Here is a 24,385-nt window from a genome sequence, read left to right as displayed (position 1 = left end):
TATCTTCAAGTTGAATGGGTATATACATCGATAATAATATTGAATGTTTTAGTATCGCTTGATGACAGAATAAGAGACTTTAGTTAATGATTAAAAGAAGCAAGCTCTAAAGTAACTTGGTCTATTCCGCTCTTCTGGATTCGTTGACTAATTTCAGCTTCCTTACTACTTAGCAGCGAAATACCTTCGATGATCATGTCATATGCTTTCCATTGGCTGGTGTTCCTATCTTGGCGCATTTGGAAAGTAATGTTAATTTCAGGCGCATTAGTATCGCTAATAATTGAATTAACGCCGACAATTCTCGCACCATTTGTTGGTTTATGTGACTCGAAAGAAACTTCCTGATCTTTATATTGTTTCAACGCTATAGCATAAGTTCTTACTAAATAACTGCGCATAGAAACGACAAATTTTTCACGCTGATCACTTGTCATCTTTCTTAAATTTTTTCCTAAAACTTTAAAGGCTGCGTATTTGTAGTCTATTGATGGCATTAATTCTTCTTCAACAATATTACGCATGAGTTCAGGGAATTTTTTAAGCGACTCTTGATCTTTCTCAATACGTGAAAATAATCGTTGTCCTGTTTCAGCAATGACGGTGTATGGGGAGTTTTCAATACTGTATGCATTGCTAGAAAAGCTCATTAGCGAAGTAGTAAATAATATAGTGATAAATACAAATATGTGTTTCATTTTTCTGTCCGTTTAAGAGAGTGTTTAGTAATTGCTGAGGTCATTCTTTATTTATGTTGGTATTATACATACCGACCATGCGGTATGTAAATAATCAATTGATATTTTTTATTACTATTTGCTATATCTATAGAAAGTAGTCATAAAAAAATGAAATAAGTAACTTAGTGTTTGCGAAGGTTTTTGATATAGCTGCAGAGTTCTTTTATCACTTTCTCAAAGAGATCTTTATTTTTGGAACTTTTACTTAAGCTAGAAGAACCATGAAAAGTTGAAACAATGAAATAAGCGACTTGGCTAAAATCAATATCGTCACGAAGCTGGCTAGCGACACGCTGTAAGTTAATCGCAATAAGCTGATTAAGCTGTTGCTGCATATTTAAAATACGTAAACGAAACCCTTCATCTACAGCAGACATTTCTTGGCAAAGGTTATTTAAAGGGCACCCACAAACGATTTCGTCGCAGCTTGACTCTTTATACATCGCGGTAAAAAAGTCGCATAACCCTTCAATAGGGTCATCTACTTCTACGGATGGTTGCCATAACTCTAAAAACATTGGGGTATAAATTTCTTCAAAAACAGCGTAACCCAACTCCATTTTATTTTTAAAATGATGGTATAAAGCACCTTTTGAAACCTCACAGCGTACTAAAATACAAGACAAGCTGGTTGCGATGAAACCTTTCTTATGAATTTCATCTGCACTTATCTCAAGTATTTTCTGACGAGTTAGTTCGGCGTCTCTCATATTAATGCTTTTAATTAATTATTAGGTGTTACATATTCTAACCGACCGATGGGTAGGTTGTAAACTAAGCTTTTTAGGGGGAGGTTATTACTGATTATTCCCAGGCAATATGACATCGCTTTGAATGAAGTTGAAGCGTTCTTACTCAGGCCGTTAAGATGAACGCTGAGGGTATTTCTTATTTAACTGTGATCGCTTAATTTTGGGGGAGGTATTGAATATGTTCCAACGACATGGGCAACAGCTTTGTCATCGCCTTCAGAATATAAAGAAACTTCACCAACAACGAGTGACTTCCCTATTTTTAGCAAAGTGCACTTACCAATAATGTCTTTAGTTGATGAAGGCTTCCTCATAAAATTTATCGTCAGACTTGTTGTTACTGCCAATGAAACTATGCCTATTTCACCTAGAATTGCGACATATAAAGCACAGTCAGCAACGGTCATTAAAACGGGGCCAGATACTGTTCCACCAGGTCTTAATTCATCAAACCCTATTGTATGTCTTACTATTGCTGTTTGTTTTCCAACGGCTTCGACAATACACTTAGCCTGTGGGAATTCACTTCTCATGAAATTTTCAATTTCGTTCTTCGTTGCCAAAATAGTTCTCCAAAAAAGCAAAGGTATTATTGGGTTTTCTCTGTAATGACAGTGCAATAATACTTAATCTAGTTGAGATTAAGTATTACATAATTTAATCGATTAGAAACGATAGAAGGTGAATTACTCTGTACTTCATCATTCAATACTTTATTTTTTAGGTACTTTGGCATTTGTGTCTATAATTAATGAAAATAGGGACATCAAATATAATTTTAGGACTTGTATGCATAGCAAGATAAAGCCAACTCTGTTGTTATTTTTGGTATTCAACTTACTTATTTTAAATTCATCACAAGCAAAAGAAATAACGAACGATGAACCCATCATTATCGTTTTAAACGATTGGACAAGCCAGTTAGTTTTATCTCATATAACCGCTGAGATATTTAAAAATATTGGGTATTCTGTTGTGTTCACTGATAAAAGCACGGGTGATCAATGGGGCGCGCTTCAACGTGGTTTAGGACATGTGCAAATGGAAGTCTGGCAAGGCACAATGGAGAAAATGTATAATCGAATGATTCATGAAGGTGGCATTATTGATGCTGGGACTCATGATGCCATAACGCGTGAAGAATGGTGGTTCCCTGATTATGTGTTAGACCTTTGCCCTGGTTTACCTGATTGGCGGGCACTTAATGATTGTGCTCATTTATTTGAAACAAAAGAAACGTCACCAAGAGGACGTTACCTTGGAGGGCCTTGGGAAAAACCCGACGGGGCAAAAATCAGAGCATTAAAACTTAATTTTAAAGTGGTTTCCGCTAAAAGTAGCGATGTCTTATGGCAAGAACTCGATAAAGCCATACTTAATAAACAAGCGATAGTTTTGTTTAATTGGACACCTAATTGGGTTGAGGCAAAGTATAAAGGTCAATTTGTAGACTTTCCAGATTATCACCCTGACTGTGAAACAAAACCAGAGTGGGGGGAAAACAAGAGATTTTTACACGACTGTGGTAACGCTAAAAAAGGCTGGTTAAAAAAAATAGCTTGGCATCAAATGCCAGTGAAATGGCCATGCGCCTTTAAAACGCTTACTAAAATTAACTTTAGTAATACAATGCTAGCTAACTTAGCGTATGACGTAGATATAAATAAATTGAGCTACCAACAAGCAGCAAAAAAATGGCTGGCAGACAATGAGCAGAAATGGAAATCTTGGATTTCACCATCGTGCCAAATTAAAATAATGAAATAGGTTAAACACAGTGATAAATAATAAAATTTCAACTAAGCATTCTATTGGTTTTACTTTACTACGTGGTGTTTTTGTATTTATATTATTGTTACTTTGGCGCACATGGTAACGGAATACTTTAATGTATAGCAGGGCTGTCTTGTCTGTTAATTTAAGGCTATTTAAGAGATAGACCATAAAAACTATAATAGGAGAGTTAACGAGGTTCAACTATTGGTGATGTCGTTAGCTAAAGGCTGATGCGTAAGTAATATAAACGGTACTATAAGGTCTTTATGATCATCCATGCAGCTAAGGAATATACATGGATGATACTATTTTTCTATATCGGTAATGCTTATTTACTGAGTAGCTCATTCAAAGAGAACACTTGTCGTTCTTAAGCACTTTTTAACGTTTCTAATAAAGCATGAATTTCATCTTTTAGTTCTTTATCTGCTATTTTATTACAGCTGATTTTAGCTTTCTCTAAATGTTCAATAGCATTTTCTTCTTCACCTAATTCGACTTGCAGTGATGCTACTGAAAAACCGATAGAGGAACGAAAGTCCTTTGAATTAATCTCTTCAGCTTTAGCTAATGCTTTTTCGTAAATAGAAATGGCTAAGGTGTAATCGTCCGTAAAGTCAGCGAGAGTTTCCCATTGCACGGGATGGTCTTTATCGGTATTTTCATTATCATCACAAACTTGCTTTAATTCACTATATAAATTATCGAAGCGAGTTTGATCTTTTCGCTGAGCGGCATGCATTAAATCTCCAGCCAATATAAGTACGCGTTTGTATATTTTTGTATTCATGGGTTAGTACTCTTTAGTTGTCTGGAATTTATATGTTAGCGTTTGATTTACAGTTTTTGTTGTTGAATTGTGCTTTTTGATGTCAATGCCTTTATTTGTCGCGGTTCAAAGCTGAACTTGCTATTCGGCATTTTAACACCAGTTATGACTTTAGACTAGTTTAGGAGCGAAAATTGAAAATTTTTATGGAATGATGAACAAACAGCTATTAATTGTAATTTTACACTTACTAATACCAAGGTTTTTCTTTAATATATTGTTTAAGTAACGCTAAAGTTTTTGTTGTTCTCAATGATCGTGAACGTTAGTTTGATCCTCATAAGTCGACAATATTAGCTATAGTCATTTACGGTTATAAAAGGTGCATTGAGTTTAACAACTACCTCCATTTTCTATATGGAAAGGAATTAATACAGAATCAGTTGCTCTATTTATAAAAAGTTCTGCTGCTTTGATACCCTTTTTTTCACTATTTTGATGCACAGTTGTTAATGGCGGGGTAGAACGTAAAGCCTCATCGATACCGTCGAAACCAACCACTCTTATATCTGCAGGTATATTAAGTCCCATAGCGTTAATTTCCTTTATTGCAGCTAAAGCAATAAGGTCACTCATACAAAGTAAAACATTTGGACGAGGCGTTGATGTTAACGCTTCTCTAGCAGCAATTAAGGCAGAATGATGCTTACTTTCAGGTATATTCCACACTCTATCAGCTCTGAGATTAACATCTAACTCTTTGATTGCTCTTTGATAACCACTTAAGCGTTGATGAGCAATTGAACATGTAAAGTCTGAACTTGGTAAGTCGTATACACGACAAGTTACATTAGAATCGAGTAATCTCAAGCCAAGAATAGCAATAGCATCATCTTTTGATTTTATTGCAAGCTTCGCTATTTCATAAGCGGCTTGTTCATTGTCAATACCTACAGATGCTTTACGGTCGATGTCAAAATCTGCAGTGACAACTTTTTTTGCTGTCGTTCTTAATTGATCAATCAACTGAGTATTACGTGGACTACCATAGCAAATAAAGCCGTCAACAAAATCAGACACCGCGTTGATGTTCTCAGATGTGCCGGAAAATAATAATAAGTTGACTTTACTTTTTTCTAAAACCGATGATACACCCTTGACAAAATTACTCGCGACCGGGTCTGTTATCATGTATTCGACACTGTCGGGCAGCACCAAAGCAACGATGTTAAAGCGACCATTTCTTAAAGATTGAGCCGCTTTGTTAGGTCCAGAATAACCCATTTTTTCACATGACTCGAGAATATCATCTCTACGCTTTTTAGAAAGTTGATCAGGCCTGTTAAATGCATTAGAGACTGTTGCATTTGAAACACCGAGCTCTTTTGCAACACTTTTAAGCGTCCAAACTTTTTTATCTGTCATGTTTACCTTTATTTTATTTACTCTAAAAATGTCAGCAATTTATAGCCATGCCTTAATATGCGTTGTGCTATATAAGCTTTTTGTTAATTAACGAAATTTTAGTCTGTATTTAACAGTAAATTCAGGCTGATAACACGCGTATTATTCTTTTCTGTTATTTCAATTTGTGCATGTTTATCAATTAAATCAACTGTTAGCGTTATACTGTCATCATTTTTTTGCCACTTCATTTCTAACACTGAAATATTACTACTAACGGTAAATTCACCATTAAAAGCTTCAGTGTTATTACGTAATTGAATGAGACGAATTATAGCTTTGGTAAATGGTTTTTTAATTGCATTTTCAATGCGTTTACTATCAAGATAGGGACGATTTATGTCCCGACCAACATTAGTTTCTGATAGCAATGCTATGTCATTTGTTTCAGCCAGTAAACCCGCATAATAAACTTGTGGTATGCCCGGAGAGAAAAATTGAATTGCTCTAGCAACCAAATAATCAAAGTCATTTTGCCCAAGTGCATCATAGTACGTACAATTTACTTGATATAAATCTACATTACTTGCCGCAGCTCCGGTTGCTTTTTTACTTTCGCCCGCACTATTGAGATGAATTTTTTCAACCAGATTATCGATTTCAATATCATTCAATAAACCAGCCTTACCATTCATTGGACCAACATCAATAATACCAATGCCATCATGAGTATCCAACACCGTAATACAATTTCCGGGTGATATGTGTAGCCACTTTGCTAATGCGGTAAAATTTTGACTAAAAATACTGTGTAAAACCAGAGGAGGTAATGCAAAATCATAAACTCGGTCAACGCGTTTAGCTATTTCTATTTGAGTTTGATAATAAGAATGAATTTCTACCAGTGTTTCAATACCCAGTTTATTGGCAATTCTACTCAGTTCATCAATAAATTCAAAGGTTTCGTCAAGCATGAAACAACTTGTACCCGCTTTTTTAAGTGCATAACCTGCGGCATCTAAACGGATCATTTTAATATTATTTTCAGCAAAAGTTGTTAAAATACGTGCTAAATAGGCTTTGCCTAGTTCAGATGCCACATCTATATCGATTTGATTGTCTGTAAAGGTAGTCCAAAAATCTGCGCTTTCATTATTAGGTAATGAAAAATGAGTAAAACAACTACCAGGTCTAGGACGATATATTTTTTCTTGTTGTGCAGTGCTTAAACCGTTCGGGAAAACTTTTTCTTTGGTTAAAAATAGCTCCCAAAAGGGGGATTTTCTACCGTTTTTTAATACATCTTTAAACTCTTCTGATTGGGCAGACATATGGTTTACGATAAGATCAGCCATCAACTCATGCTTTTTACCCAGCTCTTTTATATCATTCCAATCGCCAAGCCTGCTATCGACTTGGGTATGATCTATAGGGTCGAAACCAGCATCACTACCATCTATGGGATAATAAAAAGGTAACAAATGAACACCGGAAAACAAATCTGAAAGTTGCTCATTTAACAAGTTGGTTAATGACTGGGTATCTGCCCCAGTGAGTCTATCAATATAGGTGATTAGCTGAACATTATTTTTCATAAGTTTACCATTTAATTTTAAGTTGCATCTTAATCGATTAAGTTCTATCTTTATATACAATATAGTATTAATCAAGAATAATTTAATTTTTCTTTAAGATGCTAAGACAAAATAATTAAATAGCGATAAATTTTTTAGCTATCATTAACATAAAAAGTTTTATTAACTGGGGAAGAATAATGAACAAAACGAGTAACTTAACACTAAGCCCACCACTATCTGAAGATGCGTCGGTAAATAGAATTAAACTTTTGACATATATGATGTTTTTTGTCTTTGCTATGACCTCTGATGCCGTTGGGGTCATCATCCCGCAATTAATAGAAACTTATCAATTAAACTTAACACAAGCGAGTGCATTTCATTATGTTCCTATGATTTTTATTGCATTGAGTGGTTTGTTTTTAGGGTACTTAGCTGATAAATGGGGTAGGAAATCAACAATTTTTATTGGATTATTAATTTTTTCTCTCGCATGCTTTTTATTTTCCTTCGGTAGTTCTTTCCTGTATTTTTTATCACTACTCGCTTTAATTGGCATTGCTATTGGTTTATTTAAAACAGGTGCGTTAGCGCTTATTGGTGATATCTCTTCGTCAAATAAAGAGCATACGTCGACGATGAACAAGGTAGAAGGATTTTTTGGTATAGGTGCTATGGTAGGTCCAGCGATTGTAAGTTACTTACTTGTTACTGGTATATCTTGGAAGTACTTATACATAAGTGCTGGTGTGTTATGCGCATTACTATGCTTGGCCGCAATGAAAACTAAATACCCGGTTAGTAAACCAAGTACGGAAGGGAAAATAAATTTAAAAAGCTCACTTAAAGTAATGAAAGACCCTTATGCTATGGGATTTTCATTGGCAATAGCGTTATATGTTGCCACAGAAGTTGCCATCTACGTTTGGATGCCAACACTTTTGGCTGATTATACCGGCTCTCTTGTTTGGCTGGCTACATACTCACTTACTATCTTCTTTGCTTTAAGAGCGGGAGGTCGATTTTTAGGAGTATGGATGCTAAAACATTTTAACTGGCAAACAGTGATGTGTTGGTTCTCGTTAGCCGTATTTCTGTGTTATTTAGGCACAGCAATAATAGGCGTTGAAGCTGCAGTTGTACTATTGCCACTTTCAGGTTTATTTATGTCCATGATATATCCGACCCTTAATTCTAAAGGGATCAGTTGTTTCCATCCATCAAAACATGGTGCTGTTGCTGGAGTTATTCTGTTTTTTACCGCTGTTTCTGCAGCAGTATCTCCGCTTCTTATGGGCATTATCAGTGATCTATTTGGTCACGTCTCTTATGGGTTTTACTTAGCAACATTCTTTTCAGCTATTCTAGCGTTAGCGGCCATTTATAACCTGATAGCTGATCCGATTCAGCATAATCATCAAAACTAAATCTTATTATTTATCAGTAGATTAATAAAAAAATAAAATTGAATATAAAAAACAACTTGCAAAATGACTACATTTTACTCAATAATCATCTTAATCGATTAAGTTTGTCGTTTGAACGGAAGTTTTTACATTATAAAATATACTATAAAGAAACTTGGGGAAGTAAATGAAACATACAACGTATAAAAAATTAATATTAAGTACATTAGCCATGGCTATATGCTCGAGCTTAAATGCAGCGGAAACAACCAAAACGAAAGTAGAAAATAAAAAAGGCATCGACTTTGAGCGAATCGTAGTAACAGGTGCTACGGGTAAAGGCACAACAGTGATGGCATCAAGTGTTTCAGTAAGTACTATCTCTGCTGATCAAATAGAAGTAGCAGCACCAAGAAGTAGTGCAGAGGCATTTAGGAATATCCCCGGTGTTCGTGCTGAAGCATCAGGTGGCGACGGTAACGCTAACCTTGCGGTTCGTGGTCTTCCTGTAGCAGCAGGTGGCGCTAAATTCATGCAAATTCAAGAAGATGGTTTACCTATTCTACAATTTGGTGATATCGCTTTTGGTAATACAGATATTTTCTTACGCATAGATTCTACAATGGCATCTATTGATGCTATTCGTGGTGGCTCTGCATCTACACTTGCTACAAATGCTCCTGGCGGCATAATCAACATTGTCAGCAAAAATGGTAAAAGTGAAGGAGGTAGTGTAGCTACAACAATCGGTTTAGATTACGACTCTACTCGCACAGATTTTGAATTTGGTGGCGACATTAACGACTCTACTTATTTCCACTTTGGTGGGTTCTACCGTCAAGGTGAAGGTGTACGTGATACTGGTTATACGGGGAATAAAGGCGGCCAAATTAAAGCTAATATAACTAAAGAGTTCAATGCTGGTTACGTTAGACTTTATTTCAAACACTTGGATGATACAACTACCGCTTATTTACCTATGCCTGTTTATGCTGATGGTTCTTCAGTTGAAGGGTTTGATGCTTCAACTGGAACTCCTCATACTCCATATCACACCTCTATGATTACAACGGATGGTGCTGGAAATGGACGTCTTGCTGATATGCGTAATGGCATGAGCCCTAAAGTTGATTCGCTTGGTTTTGAAGCTGCATTTGATTTAGGTAATGACTGGTCTGTTGAAAACAGAATGAGAATTTCTCGCACTAAAGGTAGCTTTACGGGTCCATTTCCTGAAAGTATTCAAGGAAGCCAAGGCTTAGCTGACAGTATAGCGGGTGCTGGTGCAACATTAACTTACGCAAATGGTCCACAAGCAGGGAATGCTTATACGGCTGATAACCTCATGCGTATTCACTCGTTTGATGTTGAAATGACTAACCTTGATTTTATGGTTAATGATTTTAAATTAACAAAGACGATGAATGATACGAGTTTTATCTTTGGTTTATATAATTCGTCTCAAACCATTCAACAGTCGTGGTTATGGAATGCTTACTTATATGAAGTGAAAGGCCAAGATGCAGCGCTTGTTGATGTAACTGCCGCTGACGGTACTGAATTTTCTGACAATGGTGTTATTGCGTACGGTGTTCCTGCATGGGGTAACTGTTGTACGCGTAATTACGATCTACAATATGAAGTTTCTGCTCCATACGCAGCGTTTAGCACAAGTTTTGATAACATCAATGTAGACGGTAGTGTTCGATTTGACAGTGGAACAGCAACGGGGACTTTCGCAGGTGCTGCTCAATCGTCAGTTGACATGAACGGTGACGGCAGTATTCATCAAATCGAAACGAGTATTTCAAATGTAAACAACGCCGATGCTAACAATGTAAATTATGATTGGAGCTATGTGTCTTACTCTTTAGGCGCTAATATTCAAATTAATGACGATTTAGCTGCATTTGGTCGTATCAGCAAGGGGGCTACCGCTAACGCAGACCGCTTGGCTTTTGGTAAAATAGATGCTGCTGGTGTTGCAAAAGATGAAGATATTTATGATGAAGTAGAACAATTGGAATTGGGTGTTAAATTCCGTCAAGATAATTTATCTGTCTTTGCGACAGCGTTCTTTGCACAAACGCAAGAGCAAAACTTTGAAGCAACTAGTCAACGATTTTTTGACCGTGAATATGAATCAAAGGGTATCGAAATAGAGTCGACTTACTATGTTGGTAATTTTGATGTACGTGCTAACTTAACGTGGACTGATTCTGAAATAACTAAAGATGTTGTTAACCCAAGCGTTGTTGGTAATACGCCAAGAAGACAAGCCGATGTTGTTTACTCTATAACAGGTCGTTATAACTTCAATGAAGGTTCAGCGGGTGTTAACGTTATCGGTACTACAGATTCATTTGCTCAAGATAACTTTGACCAAACTGATCCTAACGCACTTATTTTAGACGGTTATGTTCAAGTTAATGCCTTTGCTCAATACCGTCTTTCTGACGCGTTTAGTGTTTCTTTAAATATTAACAACGTTTTTGAAACTGTGGGCATTACCGAAGCAGAAGATGCTACAGCTGCTTCGGCCAAAACTATTATCCGTGCAAGATCAATACAAGGTCGTTCAACGACTCTTTCGCTTAAATACGACTTTTAATCCTAAATTATAATAATACAAGTATTAACTAGCCCATTTAATATGGGCTTTTTTTTCAAGGTGAATCTATGTTTTCTTTACTCAGTTATGGCGAAGTGTTGGTCGATTTTCTGCCAACGTCAGTCAATAACCCAAGTTACATTCCCTTAGCTGGAGGTGCGCCAGCCAATGTCGCAGTAGCCTATGCTAAGTTAGGTGGACCAGGATACTTTGCTGGAGGTGTTAGTGAAGACAGTTTTGGTAACATGCTCATGCAAGCGCTAGAAAATGAGGGCGTTAATACCGATTTCGTTAAACGAATAGCAGGCGCAAATACCGCATTAGTATTAGTTAGCTTAGACTCTTGTGGTGAGAGAACATTTAATTTCTATCGACATAATACTGCCGACATGCAATATGGTATCTCTCAAGTTGATAAAATTAACTGGAAAAATATGGGGTTTTTTCACTTTTGCTCAAACACCTTAACTAGCCAGCCAATGTATAGCAACACGCTTTACGCGATAAAAAATGCGAAAAAAAATAACGTATTAATTAGCTTTGATGTAAATTTACGCCAACAACTTTGGCAAGATTTATCCCTATTGATATCCCGAGTTGAAGCCTGTATCGAAGAAAGCGATATAGTCAAATTGAGTAAAGACGAAGCCGAATACTTAGCAAAAATAAAGCAGGTTGATGTCGATATTTATGTACAATATTTACTATTACTTGGCGCTAAACTTATTGTCATCACTGATGGTCCAAACCCTGTTCAAGTAACTTGCGCTAGTTTTTCAATAATACTTAAAGTACCTAAAGTATCTCCCGTTGATACTACTGGCGCCGGTGATAGCTTTATTTCAGGTTTTCTATTTTCACTCGCCAAATCTGTGGAAGATGATGAAAGTATAGATACATTATTTGAAATTATTGAGCAACGTGAACACGTTTCTGCTGCGGTGCTATTTGGCGCTAATTGTGGTGCTTTTACCTGTCAGAAAAAAGGGGCCTTCACGGCATTACCACACTTAACTGATATTTAATACTCGACATAACTTACTCTTACTTACCTAGGATCGACATGCAATCTAGAGAAAATCTTAATAGTTGGCAGCAATTAACAAAACATGCACAACTAATGAAAAATCAACATATGAAGGACTTATTCGCAAAAGATAGTCAGCGATTTAGTAAATTTTCAATAAAACTGCCTTCTATACTGTTAGATTATTCTAAAAATGCGATCACAGAAGAAACTATTACGCTATTAACCGACCTAGCCAAAGAGTGTGAAGTAGAAAAATGGCGTGAAAAAATGTTCAGCGGAGAACGTATTAATAAAACTGAAGATCGTGCTGTTTTGCATACAGCATTAAGGGATCGTTCTAAAAAACCACTTTGGGTCGATGGAAAAAACATTTCAGAAGACATTGAAAATACACTAGAACAAGTTAAAAAATTTAGTGATGATATTCGTCAAGGTTTATGGCGAGGATATTCGGGCGAGCGTATCACTGATATAGTAAATATTGGCGTTGGTGGTTCTAATTTGGGACCTCAAATGGTGACTGAGGCATTAAAAAGGTTTAGTGATAACTGCGTTAACGTCCATTATGTGTCGAATGTTGATGGTACTCAAATAGCTGAAGTACTACGGCCATTAAACCCAGAAAAAGTGTTATTTATTGTGTCGAGTAAAACATTTACCACGACAGAAACCATGTTAAACGCTAAAACAGCGATAAAGTGGCTAACGGCGTCTTCATTTGATCATTCCGTGATTGAAAAACATTTTATCGCCGTTACTGCCAATAAAGAAAACGCCATGAAATATGGCATCTCAGCAGCAAACATCTTTAATATGTGGGATTGGGTTGGTGGACGATTTTCGTTATGGTCTGCTATCGGGCTTCCTATCGCTATTAATCTTGGTTTTGATTGTTTTAGGGAGTTACTTGATGGTGCTTATGAAATGGATTGCCACTTTTGTGATACACCAATAGAACATAATATTCCGGTAATATTAGCATTATTAAGTATATGGAATTGCACTTTTTTAGGCGCGCAATCTCAAGCCATTTTACCTTATGATCAATCCTTACATATGTTGTCGGCTTATCTGCAACAAGCAGAGATGGAAAGTAATGGTAAATCGGTGAACTGGGATGGTGAAACGATCACTTATCCAACCGTTCCGTCAATATGGGGAGAATTAGGCATTAATGGGCAACATGCTTTTTATCAATATTTACATCAAAGTAATAATATTGTTCCGGCCGACTTTATTGGTTCTGTAGAAAGTGTCACGCCTATTGAAGGGCACCATGAAGCCCTCATGTCTAATTTTTTCGCGCAAACTCAAGCTTTAATGCAAGGTGTTAATGAACAACAAGTTAGGGACGATTTAATAGCTAAAGGACGTACATCTAGCTACATCGATAAAGTCGCACCCCATAAAGTTCACAAGGGTAACCGGCCAACCAATACTTTATTAATGAATAAGATTTCGCCCTTTACGCTCGGTAGTTTAATTGCGATTTACGAACATAAAATATTTGTTCAAGGCATTATTTTGCAAATATGCTCTTTTGACCAATGGGGAGTTGAGCTAGGTAAAGGTTTAGCCAGTAGAATAGAAAGTGAGCTCCACAATAACTTGATTGATCTCGCTCATGATAGCTCTACCTGGAATCTTATGATGCATTACGAGGAAGTAAAGAATCGCAGTAAATAGAATTATAGCTGACGATACAGAAAATAATTATTATGAATAAACATCCTTACTATTCGATAGACATAGAAAATGGTGCGCGAATTATTTTAACACCATGCCCTGGAACTCAGGGAGTTGAACTCGAAGTATCAATAAAAAACTTAAAGCAAGCTGGTGCAATGGTCTTATTGACTCTGATGTTTGATGAAGAGATGACAAGAAACCATATAGAGTTACTGCCAGATTTATGCAAACAATATGATATTACTTGGATACAATTACCTATAGTCGATGATGAGGTGCCAAATAAAGCATTTGAAGATAAATGGAAGCAATATCAAGCACTCATATTAGCCACCATTGATAATGGTGGCTGTGTAACAATTCACTGTAAAGGTGGTAAGGGAAGGACCGGATTAGTCGCGGCAATGATGTTAACTTGCCACGGCTGGCCAATTGAAAAGGTCATTAGCGCTATTCAAAAGGTTCGGCCTGAGGCCTTAAAAATCAAAGAACAATTAGCTTATTTAACTACTTTCGAACACAACAACAGCCGGTTGTGCCTTTTTCTATAACTCTTTTGCTTTTGACAGCTAATGGCTTTACTGCTAACTAATTCACTATGTTTGTTATTTTGGCAAACTTGAATCATATTATTCGTTAAATCAATTTCAAAGATAGTAGATTTCAACATAATATGTTCTCCTTAATCGTTACTGTAATTCTAGGCCAGTTGCTAGAGTTGTGGAGCCCATTCATCGCCTACAAGTAAAAGAGCATGTCAGCTTTAATATCTGAAAGTTTACGCTTATATGTTATCTTTAGAAGCAGATGAATTTATTATAATATAATAAATTCATCTGCATTGGGCATTGTTCATACTTACCTTGACTCGCCCTTCATTTTGCCATTCATTGTTAAGAGGTTTGCCTTTGAAAAATTTATTTTGTTTGACTCGTCATTACCTGATTTGTCTTATACTCCTGTTCCCCCTATCGGCGCAAGCTTTTCAAATATCATTCTGGAACGGCAATAAAACGCCCTCAAGACAACTTTACGAACAACAAGTACTACAAGCTGCCCTAAGCGCTGCAGGGGTGAATACAAGTATTGATATAGATGAACGTAATCTGTCAATTAGTGAAGAAGCAAGCGTTTTTAGTAAGCAATTATTTGATGTTTTTGCAACGGTACAAGGCAACCCTAAACTCAATGCAGAAAACAAGATTTTAATAGCTAACCCCATAATGCAGGGCTTGCTTGGTCAGCGATTATTGATCATACGCAAAACAGATTTAGCACGTTTTAGTGCAATAAAGCAGACCGATGAGATGAAAAAAATACGTTCAGGTATTCCTACTGGCTGGGCAGATGTTGCTTTATTTAAAGCAAATCAATATAACACTATTGAGATCGGTAATTTTGAAACTATTTTTCAATATTTAGTGAATAATGACTTTGACTATTTAGCTCTAGGAGCTAATGAAATTCAACAAGTATATCAACAAGCTAATTTGGAAGAATTGGATTTAACTATAGCGCCGACATTAATGCTTCGTTATCATTTTCCTGTGGTTTTTTATGTTAATCCCAACAATCCTGAACTCGCGAAACACCTAAATTCAGGACTAGAACTGATCATTAAAAATGGCACCTTAAAGGTCATGTTTGACCAACACTTCGGTCATTTATATAGCCGTCTACATCTATCTGACAGAACAAGTTTTGAACTCATAAATCCACTGATTAAAAGTAAAATTAATTAGATACTGGTTTGGTGTTAGGCATGTTTAAGGGGCATTGAATTTATCAATGATTATGACCTTATCTTTCCATTTTCTACAAAACATGAAATCAATACTGTTGTCAGTTTTAGAGATCACTTTGATATGAAAGCGGAGAATTTAAACTGCCCGTTACGAAACGTAATTATCTAACTTGTATCATCAGCTATCTTGATTTATGAACGGTAACTGTTGACCGTTCAGTGTCATAATATCTTTAGCTAAAAAAACTCTTTTAAATTTAATTGATAACCTCTAATTTTTCAGCCGCCACTTTCAGTGCAAAGTGACGTAATGCTGTTAATTGTGGGCTTTCTGTTTGCCAGTAGTGCCAATACAACGGCGTATCAATATGATAACCCGGAACTAAATTAACTAATTCAGAAGACCTTAACGAAGTGCCTAATTGCAATGTGGGCAGGAGTCCGTAACCTAAGCCTGCGATCATTGCCTGTTTAAATCCTTCTGGCGAAGGTAAAACATGAGTATATTTCGGTACTGAACTATTAAATTCAGCAAGAAATTGATGTTGTAATTTGTCATGCTCATCAAAGACCAAGCAAGGTAACTCTGCTAATTGACTAGGTGAAGTCACTTTGTAGCGCTTAACAAAAGTAGGGCTGGCAATAACTTGATAGCGAAGCGCCCCTAATGAACTCACTAATCCTCCATTTACTGGCTCAGCGGTTGAGCAAATACAAACCATTACTTCACCCCTTTTCATTCGTTTAAGACCTATAGACTGATCTTCTGTAATGATTTCAAACCTAAAATTACAACCTGACTCTGTTTTTGAAATCGATAAAGCCTCAGGTAACCATGTGGCCAGTGAATCAGCGTTGGCCGCCAGCTTAACCGTTAATGGTATATCGCGAAGTATACTTTCATCTGACGAGCTGACACTTAACGCGACTTCTAATTGTAAAACTTGTTGTAAATGATTTAACAATCGCTCACCAAGAGCCGTTGGTTTTGGCGGCTTTGTCCTAACTAAAACTGGCTGGCCAAGGGTTGATTCTAATTGGTGTATTCGTCTACTTACCGCAGATTGGGTAATAAACAGTTTTTTTGCCGCTTTTTCAAAACCACCTTCGGCAACAACAAACGAAAGTGCGTGGAGTAATTGATAGTCAATCATGAGTTTTATGCATGTACCAATAAATATATTCATTAGATTTATATCTAAGCAGAGTTTAAGCTTCAAGTCATTAAATATAACTTGCTTAATCAACATTTGGCAAAATAACAAATAGGGCTAGTAACTATGTCTTTTTTATCCGGTATTATGCTTGGTATAAGTTTAATTATTGCTATTGGTGCACAAAATATTTGGGTGCTAAGTCAAAGCATGGCAGGTGCAAATCGGCTGGTTATAGCACTGGTGTGTATACTATGTGATTCAGCATTGATCATTATAGGCGTTTACTCAGCTAGCGAATTAAAGCAATGGTTGCCTGAACTATTACCTTGGCTTACTTGGGGAGGAATTTTAATGTTGCTTTATTTGGCATCCGGCTCAATAGTACGAGCAATAAAAGGAACCTCAGGTCTTAAATTGACTGAAACGGTAAAAGTCAATTGGTGGCATACCGCTATTACCGCGTTAGCAATTAGTCTTTTAAATCCTCATGTTTATTTAGATACTGTATTACTACTCGGCAGTATAGGTGCATTACAACCTAGTCCTGCACAATTTGCCGCTGGTGCTTGTTTAGGCTCTATCATTTGGTTTAGCAGTTTAGTGATGTTTTCGCCTAAACTTAGAGTGTTGTTGAGTTCACCTCTAAGATGGAGAATTTTTGATTCAGGTATTGCCGTTATTTTATGTTTTGTTGCAATTCAACTTTATACCGTTAATTAGCGAAACAACTAAAGCCTACGACAGTGATGTCGAATCAGAGGTCATAAGAGAATCATTAATATTACCGACCGCTTTAAGTTTTAGAGTTGGCGTTAGCAAAGCAATCATTTTTTTTGACTAAATATTCATACTTAGTTCAACATTGATAAGTTCCTCTACAACTTTTGGCATATCAATTTTTGACACAGGATGCCCATAGGCTTCTATAACCTCAGATATAGGAACTGTTCCGTAAGGTCCCACAAAGGTAATTTTGCTTATCCCTAAAGTTGTTGTTCTTCCATTTCTTTGGAATCGATGCTCAGTCCATACCCAGTCGTCATCCCAATATATGATTTTTGATTTTAATGTGTATTGCTGAAAAAGCTTAAGAGGGTACTTATAACGTATAATCGCCACCCTAGAAACTGGGACCCACTTTTTTTTTATGAATTTTTTAAGAAGTCCAGCTTGAAGAATAATGTTAATTCGACCAAGGTCCATAATCGGTAGATATCGATCACTGCTCATCCTTTTAATATCAACATCATTAAATAAAACACGAAAATCCAAAGTGCTCTCATCCATGACTCCAATAAATTTTTTGAACAAATGGATGAACAATAAAAATAAAAAGCGAATTCTTAAAACCATTGTAATCCCTTAAGCTTTATTGATAATACTGAGTACGTCATACTGAGTAATTTATTGTCATTTATCAAGGCGTGTTATATATACCATTTAAAATAAATGGTGACGAAGTCAACCTTAAGCTATTACTAAAGCCAAATTCATATGCTAAGTGCAACACCTAATTTAATAAAAACGATGAACTACCCTTATTACTTTGCTAATCCACATCACTCTTGGGAGCGCTGAACGAATAAAAATAGGAACGGTTTCACAAGACACTACTTGGTTAAAGGAATGTCAATGAAAAGGTTAACTTAGCAGCGATGCAATATCATCGCCGCTAAATTAAATGCAAGACCAAGAAAGCGACTTGGCTATAAAACACTAGATGAATGTTTTAATGAATAATGACTTTGGTCGCACTTCAAACTAATGAGTTAAACGCGAATTAATTGATGATTGATTCGCGTAAATATTAACGCGTGAGTGAATAGAATGTTGTTTAAATTAGCTCCATTCATCATAGTAATTTAGATCGAGTTTTCTCAGTTGGCGATCTTCATGCAACTGTTCAATCTTTCTTCTTGCAATAAAATTCAATTTTTTACTGTTTTTTGATTTTTTAACATCGTTAGTGCTGGCATGTCGCTCAAATTCAGCAATGTCATTATCGAATTCGTTTGAAGGCTGGTCATCGTCAAAACTAACGTCATCAGAAGCAGATAATTCATAATTAGTATTGATAGTCATCGTTATATTACCCAAAAATAATGAAATAAAAAATGATAATCTATGTTTTTGACTGCCAATAAAAGTAAAAAATTTTTATGTTAATGATAAATTATTTTTACTTATCACTATTTGAATTTACTACGTTAATTTTATGCTTGCAGTAACCTTTTATACTACTTTAGGCTTCATGATTGCTGGCGCTTCAGGCGCCTCTTTTCTCAGCAAATTTTTAATGTCGATAATGCGCTCTTCATTTTCATTTTCTTTATGGAATGCGATAAATAATTCACGCTCAAAAATCGGCAGGTTGTTTATGTTAAATAACTTACCTTGTTCTATAAAGGGTTTTGCTAGCATATCGGGGAGGTAGGCACTGCCGCCACATTGCAGCATGAGATCAAGTGCAATGCGGGCAGTACTGGTTCTAATAACAGGAACTGTTATGCCAGAGACTTCTTTTGCATGCCAATGAATAAAGCTCGTACCCCAGTCAATCATAATATAACGTTGAACTTCTGAGGGGGTTGTTATTTTATTTTGAAAAGTCGTTACGGGAACTAAATTAAACATATGTAGAGACTCTATTTTTAACTCATCCACTTTGGGGGGATCAAATAAAATAGCGACATCTAAATTGCGCTCAAGGAGTTGCCGGGTAAGTTGTTCTCGCGATAATATTTCTGCGACCAAACTAATATGAGGTTGACTCATATATATTTTTGAAATGGCATCATGTATATAAACATCCCAAGTGTTTGGTGTACCGGCAATAGAAATATGCGCCACTTTTTCAGTGGTTAAAGTCACATCTTGTTTTGCCATTCTTAAGGTGTTGAGCAGACTTTCAGCGTATGGAACAAGCTTTTCTCCTGCGGGTGTTAATTGAATATTATTTCTAGTGCGGTGAAACAAAGTAACGTTGAAGTATCTTTCTAATTGCCGAACTCGGGTACTAACCGCTGCTTGAGTAAGGTATAGATTCTCAGCCGCTTTACCAAAGTGCCGACAATCTTTAACCTCTAAAAATGTTTTAATTAACTCAATATCCATACTGCAATCTCTTATCTTTACGATAATTATTATTTGTTTTACAGCCTCGTTCTTTAGCCGCATAATCCGCTAAAACCTATACCCTGTCAATAGAGGCTCAAATGACTTTAATACACGGATTTACTGCTGCAGCACACTTTTACGACGACTTACACTTTCCACGTGGTTTCAGAAAATCTGGAGATTTCAATATTGCCGAAGCTGAATTATTAACGCAGGTAGGAAAACGTTTATTAATGCTAGAGCAAGCTATTTGTTCACCAGAAAATCAAGTAGAAAAGCAATTTGTTAAAATGTGTACAACCCAACTTGAAGGACAAACTAAAGTTGAACTCCTGTGGAAAAAATACATAAAATTAACCCGACATAAATCATTTCATTGCGTCAATGGTAGTATATTCGTGCAAAGTGCCGTTATTTAGCCTGTAAATTAATGAATTTGACTTGAACGTAAGCATTAGTCTATTGCGAGTTTATGCTTTACGTTCATATTTACATGACGCAACTTTACCTTTACTGATTAAAGCGTAAAACATAATGCGAGTATCTTCATTCCCACCCAGCTCAATCGAGTAAAAATAAGTACTGATATAACCAGTAAAATCCATTAATGGTTATTGTTTTCAGGGAATAACACTTGCTTATCTTTGCGCTGAAATGTTAGCCAGTTTATCCAGCCGAACGCCATACATATAATCCATATAAAGTAATCAATGAGCAGTAATTCATTTCTTTCTATACCGACATTACGTATAAGTTTCGACCATTTAAAAAAGCCATAACTTTCTTTAAATTTAAATACTTTATCATCTTGCTTAGCCCACAAGTAACCATACTCAAAGCAAAAATCGTGCAAAATAACAGGGATTAATAATAATCCTGTGGGCGAGAAAAAAAGCCAGACTATTGCAGGGTACGAACTTCCATCAAAAATAAACCCCTTAGGAATAATAACGATTCTTTTGTTAGGTAAGGTATAATGCCAATCTTCTATAAGCTGCCATTGGCGCTTTTTAAACAGTAATCGCCATAATTTGGAATAAAATGAAAACTTTTGCGTCTTTATAGCAAAAGGCTGTAATTTTGGCATTTTCATTAGTTTTCTAGTTTAATGATTAGAGAATAATGCGATTCTATAGTTAAGTAACCCATAAAATAAAACGCAAAATTTTACTTGGTTTAATTCAAAAAATTTGTTGATGTTTTTATTTGGAGATAAAATGTCGCTAGAACTACTACCTATTTATATTGAAAAAATTGAAGCACTATTAGCGGATGAACTACGCTTAAATGAATTAGCTGTCGAAATTGAAAGCACATTAATGCCAGAGCATGTCGCTATTCTTCTAGAAGCTTTCCCCATTAAACCTCGATTAAGTCTTTGGGAGCTTTTTAGCGCTGACTACCAGCAAAACATTTTTCTAGAAATGAAAAATGAGTCTCGTCAAATGATACTGAATGTTATGGACGACGATGCTTGTTTTCCGCTCTTTGATAAATTAGATGCCAATAGTTTATTAGAACTTACTGAAGACTTAAGCGACCGTTTTATTGAATACGCTGTTACAAAAATGACAGCTAAACAAAGAGAGTACTTAAAAAAGGCTCAAGATTATTCTGAAGATGAAGTCGGACGCTGGCAAAGTTTTGATGAAAAAAGAATTTCACAAAAATTAAAAGTAGCTGCAGCAAAAAAAGTGTGCGCAAAAAACCTGTTACCGTTAACTGATGTTATTTACGTTGTTGATAATAATGCGAAGTTATTGGGTGAAATTCCTATTAATAAACTGCTATTTTTAGATGATGAACTGCCATTGTCAGATGTTCTCTATCAAGACGTTCAATATTTAGAAGCCAGTAAAGATGTAGACGAATCGATAGATGAAGTTATTCTATCAGGGAAGTCGGCACTTCCTATTGTTGACGAAAATGGCTGCTTAACAGGACGTTTAGACTTACATTCTGCTTATAAATACAAAGATCAGCAAAAAGATAATCAGTTAATGCAATCTGCAGGTTTGAGTGATGAAGAAGATTTATTTGCCAGTGTCTGGTTAAGTAGTAAAAACAGAGCAATTTGGCTAGGTATTAACTTGGTTACTGCCTTTTTAGCTTCTTGGTTTATTGGGCTGTTTGAAGCGACTTTACAGCAAGTAGTTGCACTTGCTGTGCTTATGCCTGTTGTTGCATCAATGGGAGGGATTTCTGGAAGTCAGACATTAACGCTGATAATAAGAGGACTTGCATTAGGCCAGATCAGTGATGCTAATAGACAAGCTATTGTCAAAAAAGAACTTAAGGTTGGAGCCATTAATGGTATGTTATGGGCCACTGTAATAGGTATTATTACCTTTTACTGGTTTGATAATCCAATGTTATCGGTCACTATTTGTATCGCTATTTTAGGCAATATTCTGGTTGCTTCGTTATCTGGGGTATGGATCCCTTGGATATTAAATAAATTTAATATCGACCCTGCATTATCTGGCGCTGTAATTTTAACAACAGTAACAGATATTTTTGGTTTCATAGCCTTTCTTGGTTGCGGTACGTTATTACTGCTGTAAAAATTTATGTGCTTTAACAAAGCAACCTTTACACTATTTTTTAGATATAAATATAGATATTTCCCCCAGTGCTAAGAAGAATAATGTTTGTACTTATTGTCTTATCATTTTAATTTTTTGCAGTTGCTGGGGATTGCCGAGCTATTTGATATAAAAAATCAAATAGCTCCTTGTAAAGTTATCAACATGTTTTTAAAGACTTTATTTTGTTATGATTCACTCTTACTTCATTTTTTCCTCTTTATTCCTTTCAGTGTTTATTTAAAGTTTTTGCTACCCTCATTTTTTGATAAAAAAAATTGATTAGTAAAACGAAAATATTTTGCTTTTCAAATTTTAAATTGTGGAACATTATCCAACCAGAATCTAATTATGATTTTTTTGAAGGTAAAAAATGAATATTGATATATGTGAAAATACGGGCATAGGTAGCAACTCGAATTTCAATGTTAGCATCACAGGTTTTGAAATATCTAATGGCTCTGCCAACAAGAAAGAAATAAGTAACATAGCGAAACAAAAATATTTAATTAAAGAAAGATTAGATATCTTAAATGAAAAAAGGTTTCTTGACCGTCAGCTTAATTCATTAAGTGACTATTGGGATATGTAAGTAATTTTAATGTAATGAGAACATTTATGAAAAAAATAATTTTAGCCATCGCTTTATTAACCTTAACGTCAAGTTTATCAGCGCACAGCGAAGAAACTGAAACGGCTTTAATGGACGCGCCTAATGACTATGTAGCGAGTCTTTTAATCCAATGTAAAGAATATGCCGTTGAAGATGAAATCGCTGAAGGCGATATGAAAACGTATCTATTAGATTGCGTGAATGACGAACTAAAAGAAGGGTACTACAAGCCAATTAAAGTACTACCTAAAGGCGAATAAGAGTAAATTTATTATATGTTTGCCTAAGTAACTCAAATTATTTAGCCCCTTTTATAAGGGATTTTTAATTTGAGTTACTCATTTTATTTAACGACTCCCTAGAAATAAAATGATCTGACTTTAAAAGGTTCAAATATTATTTTGCAACCAAAGACTTTATTTTATAAACCAGCCTAAATACTCAGGTTTATTAAACATCCATCTTTTTTATCTTTAAATACTGCCTAACATGGTTAAATAACCCGGCAATAAATCAAGCTTACCATCACTTCCTACCCGGCCTTTACATTTATCAAACCATAAAACTGCTCTAACTAACTCACAAAAAAACAAAATAAAATGTAACGTCTTTGTTAACTTAAAAAATATTTTTAGCCATTCTTTATTCAAATAATGTCCTAAAATATTATATAATAAAAATTTTAAAAATAGACTAATCACTTTTTTTGATTGAATGCATCGAAATATAGCGCTTTATTATTCAATAAGCGGGCTATACACTTGATTTTACTTATTAACTCACTTTTCAATACTAAATAAAGTGAACATTAAAGGACTTATTATGAAAGTTGCTATCTTATCTAGAAACAAAAACCTTTACTCGACACGCCGCTTAAAAGAAGCGGGCGAAGCGATGGGGCATCAAGTTGATATTATTGACACGCTACATTGCTACATGGATATTACGAGTACGCACTCTACGGTTCGTTATAAAGGCAAAGAGCTGCCTAAATATGATGCAATAATCCCGCGTATTGGCGCTTCGGTGACCTTTTACGGTACGGCTGTGGCAAGACAATTTGAAATGATGGGCACGTTCAATATTAACGAGTCAGTGGCGATAAGTCGTTCACGCGACAAATTACGTTCATTACAATTATTGTCACGCAAAGGTTTGGGTCTGCCGCGCACGGGTTTTGCGAGTAAGCCTGATAACGCAAAAGATTTGATTAAAAATGTAGGGGGCGCCCCTGTTGTTATTAAGTTACTTGAAGGCACTCAAGGCATTGGCGTGGTTTTGGCCGATACAGCTAAATCAGCAGAAGCGATTATTGAAGCGTTCATGGGCTTAAATGCAAACATTTTGGTTCAAGAGTTTATTAAAGAAGCGGGCGGTGCAGACATTCGTTGTTTAGTGATTGGCGGCAAAGTGGT

25 protein-coding genes and 1 pseudogene are annotated in these 24,385 nt (G+C 35.8%); 14 read left to right on the top strand and 12 right to left on the bottom strand.

Annotated features, from left to right (window positions below; translation table 11 throughout):
- Nucleotides 1-83: 83 nt before the first annotated feature.
- The 3 genes from H4J39_RS02840 to H4J39_RS02830 form a co-directional block, all read right to left on the bottom strand.
- On the bottom strand, nucleotides 84-698 hold the full coding sequence (locus tag H4J39_RS02840) for a phospholipid-binding protein MlaC (protein ID WP_182225904.1): 615 nt from the start codon (nucleotides 696-698) through the stop codon (nucleotides 84-86).
- 164 nt (nucleotides 699-862) lie between these two features.
- On the bottom strand, nucleotides 863-1,450 hold the full coding sequence (locus tag H4J39_RS02835) for a TetR/AcrR family transcriptional regulator (protein ID WP_182225903.1): 588 nt from the start codon (nucleotides 1,448-1,450) through the stop codon (nucleotides 863-865).
- Nucleotides 1,451-1,632: 182 nt separating this feature from the next.
- Nucleotides 1,633-2,055 carry a PaaI family thioesterase gene (locus H4J39_RS02830; RefSeq protein WP_220462107.1) on the bottom strand — a complete coding sequence of 141 codons (423 nt, stop codon included), beginning with the start codon at nucleotides 2,053-2,055 and terminating at the stop codon, nucleotides 1,633-1,635.
- A 226-nt stretch (nucleotides 2,056-2,281) separates the two neighbouring features.
- Here H4J39_RS02830 and H4J39_RS02825 point away from each other — a divergent pair, with 226 nt between their 5' ends.
- Nucleotides 2,282-3,259, top strand: coding sequence for an ABC transporter substrate-binding protein (locus tag H4J39_RS02825; protein ID WP_182225902.1), 978 nt, complete (start codon nucleotides 2,282-2,284; stop codon nucleotides 3,257-3,259).
- Nucleotides 3,260-3,638: 379 nt separating this feature from the next.
- On the opposite strand, the gene H4J39_RS02820 is transcribed toward H4J39_RS02825, so the two are convergent.
- The 3 genes from H4J39_RS02820 to gtfA form a co-directional block, all read right to left on the bottom strand.
- Complete coding sequence (locus tag H4J39_RS02820; protein WP_182225901.1) at nucleotides 3,639-4,058, bottom strand: tetratricopeptide repeat protein; 420 nt, start codon at nucleotides 4,056-4,058, stop codon at nucleotides 3,639-3,641.
- Nucleotides 4,059-4,430: 372 nt separating this feature from the next.
- The gene (locus H4J39_RS02815; RefSeq protein ID WP_182225900.1) at nucleotides 4,431-5,462 is read right to left on the bottom strand and encodes a LacI family DNA-binding transcriptional regulator; all 1,032 of its coding nucleotides are present in this window, start codon (nucleotides 5,460-5,462) and stop codon (nucleotides 4,431-4,433) included.
- 98 nt (nucleotides 5,463-5,560) lie between these two features.
- On the bottom strand, nucleotides 5,561-7,036 hold the full coding sequence (gene gtfA / locus H4J39_RS02810; protein ID WP_182225899.1) for a sucrose phosphorylase: 1,476 nt from the start codon (nucleotides 7,034-7,036) through the stop codon (nucleotides 5,561-5,563).
- 179 nt (nucleotides 7,037-7,215) lie between these two features.
- On the opposite strand from gtfA, the gene H4J39_RS02805 reads away from it, so the two are divergent.
- From H4J39_RS02805 to H4J39_RS02780, 6 genes are all read left to right on the top strand, one after another.
- Complete coding sequence (locus tag H4J39_RS02805) at nucleotides 7,216-8,445, top strand: sugar MFS transporter (protein WP_182225898.1); 1,230 nt, start codon at nucleotides 7,216-7,218, stop codon at nucleotides 8,443-8,445.
- 166 nt (nucleotides 8,446-8,611) lie between these two features.
- Nucleotides 8,612-11,035: a TonB-dependent receptor domain-containing protein gene (locus H4J39_RS02800; protein WP_182225897.1), complete on the top strand. Its 2,424-nt coding sequence runs from the start codon at nucleotides 8,612-8,614 to the stop codon at nucleotides 11,033-11,035.
- A 68-nt stretch (nucleotides 11,036-11,103) separates the two neighbouring features.
- A complete protein-coding gene (locus H4J39_RS02795) occupies nucleotides 11,104-12,060 on the top strand; it encodes a carbohydrate kinase (protein WP_182225896.1) in 957 nt (318 codons plus the stop codon).
- 38 nt (nucleotides 12,061-12,098) lie between these two features.
- The gene (pgi, locus tag H4J39_RS02790) at nucleotides 12,099-13,751 is read left to right on the top strand and encodes a glucose-6-phosphate isomerase (RefSeq protein ID WP_182225895.1); all 1,653 of its coding nucleotides are present in this window, start codon (nucleotides 12,099-12,101) and stop codon (nucleotides 13,749-13,751) included.
- A gap of 32 nt (nucleotides 13,752-13,783) precedes the next feature.
- On the top strand, nucleotides 13,784-14,305 hold the full coding sequence (locus H4J39_RS02785; protein WP_182225894.1) for a tyrosine-protein phosphatase: 522 nt from the start codon (nucleotides 13,784-13,786) through the stop codon (nucleotides 14,303-14,305).
- Nucleotides 14,306-14,662: 357 nt separating this feature from the next.
- Complete coding sequence (locus H4J39_RS02780) at nucleotides 14,663-15,496, top strand: transporter substrate-binding domain-containing protein (protein WP_182225893.1); 834 nt, start codon at nucleotides 14,663-14,665, stop codon at nucleotides 15,494-15,496.
- Nucleotides 15,497-15,755: 259 nt separating this feature from the next.
- On the opposite strand, the gene H4J39_RS02775 is transcribed toward H4J39_RS02780, so the two are convergent.
- Complete coding sequence (locus tag H4J39_RS02775) at nucleotides 15,756-16,685, bottom strand: LysR family transcriptional regulator ArgP (RefSeq protein ID WP_259368736.1); 930 nt, start codon at nucleotides 16,683-16,685, stop codon at nucleotides 15,756-15,758.
- 93 nt (nucleotides 16,686-16,778) lie between these two features.
- Between H4J39_RS02775 and H4J39_RS02770 the strand changes: the two genes are divergently transcribed.
- Nucleotides 16,779-17,375 carry a LysE/ArgO family amino acid transporter gene (locus H4J39_RS02770; RefSeq protein WP_182225892.1) on the top strand — a complete coding sequence of 199 codons (597 nt, stop codon included), beginning with the start codon at nucleotides 16,779-16,781 and terminating at the stop codon, nucleotides 17,373-17,375.
- A 117-nt stretch (nucleotides 17,376-17,492) separates the two neighbouring features.
- Here the strand turns inward: H4J39_RS02770 and H4J39_RS02765 are convergent, their stop codons facing one another.
- Nucleotides 17,493-18,008, bottom strand: coding sequence for a thioesterase family protein (locus tag H4J39_RS02765; RefSeq protein ID WP_182225891.1), 516 nt, complete (start codon nucleotides 18,006-18,008; stop codon nucleotides 17,493-17,495).
- Nucleotides 18,009-18,170: 162 nt separating this feature from the next.
- Between H4J39_RS02765 and H4J39_RS19060 the strand changes: the two are divergent.
- Nucleotides 18,171-18,395 (top strand): annotated as a pseudogene (locus H4J39_RS19060) (IS30 family transposase); the annotation flags it as partial.
- Nucleotides 18,396-18,494: 99 nt separating this feature from the next.
- Here the strand turns inward: H4J39_RS19060 and H4J39_RS02760 are convergent.
- Nucleotides 18,495-18,737, bottom strand: a complete 243-nt coding sequence (locus H4J39_RS02760; RefSeq protein WP_182225890.1) for a hypothetical protein — start codon at nucleotides 18,735-18,737, stop codon at nucleotides 18,495-18,497.
- Between the two features lie 150 nt (nucleotides 18,738-18,887).
- Nucleotides 18,888-19,769 carry a LysR family transcriptional regulator gene (locus tag H4J39_RS02755; RefSeq protein WP_182225889.1) on the bottom strand — a complete coding sequence of 294 codons (882 nt, stop codon included), beginning with the start codon at nucleotides 19,767-19,769 and terminating at the stop codon, nucleotides 18,888-18,890.
- A gap of 101 nt (nucleotides 19,770-19,870) precedes the next feature.
- On the opposite strand from H4J39_RS02755, the gene maoP reads away from it, so the two are divergent.
- Nucleotides 19,871-20,191, top strand: a complete 321-nt coding sequence (gene maoP, locus H4J39_RS02750) for a DUF413 domain-containing protein (protein WP_182225888.1) — start codon at nucleotides 19,871-19,873, stop codon at nucleotides 20,189-20,191.
- A 185-nt stretch (nucleotides 20,192-20,376) separates the two neighbouring features.
- Here maoP and H4J39_RS02745 read toward each other — a convergent pair whose 3' ends face one another.
- Nucleotides 20,377-20,865: a DUF1353 domain-containing protein gene (locus H4J39_RS02745; RefSeq protein WP_182225887.1), complete on the bottom strand. Its 489-nt coding sequence runs from the start codon at nucleotides 20,863-20,865 to the stop codon at nucleotides 20,377-20,379.
- A 124-nt stretch (nucleotides 20,866-20,989) separates the two neighbouring features.
- On the opposite strand from H4J39_RS02745, the gene H4J39_RS02740 reads away from it, so the two are divergent.
- The 3 genes from H4J39_RS02740 to H4J39_RS02730 all read left to right on the top strand — a co-directional run bounded on the left by H4J39_RS02740 (nucleotide 20,990) and on the right by H4J39_RS02730 (nucleotide 23,230).
- Entirely contained in the window at nucleotides 20,990-22,336 is a 1,347-nt protein-coding gene (locus H4J39_RS02740) for a magnesium transporter (RefSeq protein ID WP_182225886.1), read from the top strand.
- Nucleotides 22,337-22,730: 394 nt separating this feature from the next.
- Nucleotides 22,731-22,949, top strand: a complete 219-nt coding sequence (locus H4J39_RS02735) for a hypothetical protein (protein ID WP_182225885.1) — start codon at nucleotides 22,731-22,733, stop codon at nucleotides 22,947-22,949.
- Nucleotides 22,950-22,975: 26 nt separating this feature from the next.
- Nucleotides 22,976-23,230, top strand: a complete 255-nt coding sequence (locus H4J39_RS02730) for a hypothetical protein (protein WP_182225884.1) — start codon at nucleotides 22,976-22,978, stop codon at nucleotides 23,228-23,230.
- Nucleotides 23,231-23,443: 213 nt separating this feature from the next.
- Here the strand turns inward: H4J39_RS02730 and H4J39_RS02725 are convergent, their stop codons facing one another.
- Nucleotides 23,444-23,620, bottom strand: a complete 177-nt coding sequence (locus tag H4J39_RS02725) for a hypothetical protein (protein WP_182225883.1) — start codon at nucleotides 23,618-23,620, stop codon at nucleotides 23,444-23,446.
- A 172-nt stretch (nucleotides 23,621-23,792) separates the two neighbouring features.
- Here H4J39_RS02725 and H4J39_RS02720 point away from each other — a divergent pair.
- The coding region (locus tag H4J39_RS02720; RefSeq protein WP_182225882.1) for a RimK family alpha-L-glutamate ligase at nucleotides 23,793-24,385 on the top strand (593 nt) is incomplete at its 3' end.

The sequence above is a fragment of the Colwellia sp. Bg11-12 genome, from assembly GCF_014076955.1.
Classification (GTDB): Bacteria; Pseudomonadota; Gammaproteobacteria; order Enterobacterales; family Alteromonadaceae; genus Colwellia_A.
Note: the sequence above shows the minus strand (reverse complement) of the source record. Positions and strands in the feature narration are given on the sequence as shown.

Bases quoted from the DNA above. Each gene is read 5' to 3' on its own strand.
- H4J39_RS02840 (WP_182225904.1), bottom strand. From the start codon at position 698: ATGAAACACATATTTGTATTTATCACTATATTATTTACTACTTCGCTA.
- H4J39_RS02835 (WP_182225903.1), bottom strand. From the start codon at position 1,450: ATGAGAGACGCCGAACTAACTCGTCAGAAAATACTTGAGATAAGTGCA.
- H4J39_RS02825 (WP_182225902.1), top strand. From the start codon at position 2,282: ATGCATAGCAAGATAAAGCCAACTCTGTTGTTATTTTTGGTATTCAAC.
- H4J39_RS02820 (WP_182225901.1), bottom strand. From the start codon at position 4,058: ATGAATACAAAAATATACAAACGCGTACTTATATTGGCTGGAGATTTA.
- H4J39_RS02815 (WP_182225900.1), bottom strand. From the start codon at position 5,462: ATGACAGATAAAAAAGTTTGGACGCTTAAAAGTGTTGCAAAAGAGCTC.
- gtfA (WP_182225899.1), bottom strand. From the start codon at position 7,036: ATGAAAAATAATGTTCAGCTAATCACCTATATTGATAGACTCACTGGG.
- H4J39_RS02805 (WP_182225898.1), top strand. From the start codon at position 7,216: ATGAACAAAACGAGTAACTTAACACTAAGCCCACCACTATCTGAAGAT.
- H4J39_RS02800 (WP_182225897.1), top strand. From the start codon at position 8,612: ATGAAACATACAACGTATAAAAAATTAATATTAAGTACATTAGCCATG.
- H4J39_RS02795 (WP_182225896.1), top strand. From the start codon at position 11,104: ATGTTTTCTTTACTCAGTTATGGCGAAGTGTTGGTCGATTTTCTGCCA.
- pgi (WP_182225895.1), top strand. From the start codon at position 12,099: ATGCAATCTAGAGAAAATCTTAATAGTTGGCAGCAATTAACAAAACAT.
- H4J39_RS02785 (WP_182225894.1), top strand. From the start codon at position 13,784: ATGAATAAACATCCTTACTATTCGATAGACATAGAAAATGGTGCGCGA.
- H4J39_RS02775 (WP_259368736.1), bottom strand. From the start codon at position 16,685: ATGAATATATTTATTGGTACATGCATAAAACTCATGATTGACTATCAA.
- H4J39_RS02770 (WP_182225892.1), top strand. From the start codon at position 16,779: ATGTCTTTTTTATCCGGTATTATGCTTGGTATAAGTTTAATTATTGCT.
- H4J39_RS02765 (WP_182225891.1), bottom strand. From the start codon at position 18,008: ATGGTTTTAAGAATTCGCTTTTTATTTTTATTGTTCATCCATTTGTTC.
- H4J39_RS02760 (WP_182225890.1), bottom strand. From the start codon at position 18,737: ATGACTATCAATACTAATTATGAATTATCTGCTTCTGATGACGTTAGT.
- H4J39_RS02755 (WP_182225889.1), bottom strand. From the start codon at position 19,769: ATGGATATTGAGTTAATTAAAACATTTTTAGAGGTTAAAGATTGTCGG.
- maoP (WP_182225888.1), top strand. From the start codon at position 19,871: ATGACTTTAATACACGGATTTACTGCTGCAGCACACTTTTACGACGAC.
- H4J39_RS02745 (WP_182225887.1), bottom strand. From the start codon at position 20,865: ATGAAAATGCCAAAATTACAGCCTTTTGCTATAAAGACGCAAAAGTTT.
- H4J39_RS02740 (WP_182225886.1), top strand. From the start codon at position 20,990: ATGTCGCTAGAACTACTACCTATTTATATTGAAAAAATTGAAGCACTA.
- H4J39_RS02735 (WP_182225885.1), top strand. From the start codon at position 22,731: ATGAATATTGATATATGTGAAAATACGGGCATAGGTAGCAACTCGAAT.
- H4J39_RS02730 (WP_182225884.1), top strand. From the start codon at position 22,976: ATGAAAAAAATAATTTTAGCCATCGCTTTATTAACCTTAACGTCAAGT.